The following is a 716-nucleotide window of genomic DNA, read 5'->3' on the forward strand; positions in this document are numbered from 1 at the left end:
CCGACCAGACGCTGCTGCCCGGGTATGTCCTCGCGCACCATCACCGCCGCCGATGTGAGCTGCGGGTGACGCGCCAGCGCGGACTCCACCTCGCCGAGCTCGATCCGGTGCCCACGGATCTTCACCTGGTCGTCGAGCCGCCCCAGATACTCCAGCTCTCCGCCGCCCAGACGCCGCACCAGGTCACCGGAGCGGTACCAACGTGCCCCGCGACCACCGACCTCCCGCTCGACGAACCGCTCAGCCGTCAGCTCCGGCCGGTTCAGGTAACCACGCGCGACACCCGCGCCCGAGACCCACAGCTCACCGGCCACGCCGACCGGCACCTGCCGCCCGGCCGCGTCCACCACCGCGACACCGGTGTCCGCCAACGGCCGCCCGATGGGAGACACAGCCCCCCGCGCGGTGTCCGCCGACGTGATCTCCCGCGACGTGACATGCACCGTCGTCTCGGTGATGCCATACATGTTCACCAGCCGCGGGCCACCCTCACCCACCGCTTTCCACCACGACGCCAGCCGCGCCGGCACCAACGCCTCACCACCGAAGACCACCAGCCGCAACGCCAGCTCCCCGGCCCGGCCACGGTCGATCTCCTGCTGCAACAGCCCGAACGCCGACGGCGTCTGATTCAAAACCGTCACCCGCTGCTCGACCAGCAACTCGGCGAACGCACCCGCATGACGAACCGTGTCGCCATCAACCACGACCAGACG

At 70.5% G+C, this 716-nt stretch carries 1 protein-coding gene; it reads right to left on the reverse strand.

What is annotated here, in order from left to right:
• On the reverse strand, positions 1-716 hold a 716-nt coding region (locus POF73_RS45835), incomplete at both ends, for an AMP-binding protein (protein ID WP_272125486.1).

Origin of the sequence: Streptomyces sp. HD, assembly GCF_028369295.1 — a bacterium.
Classification (GTDB): domain Bacteria; phylum Actinomycetota; class Actinomycetes; order Streptomycetales; family Streptomycetaceae; genus Streptomyces.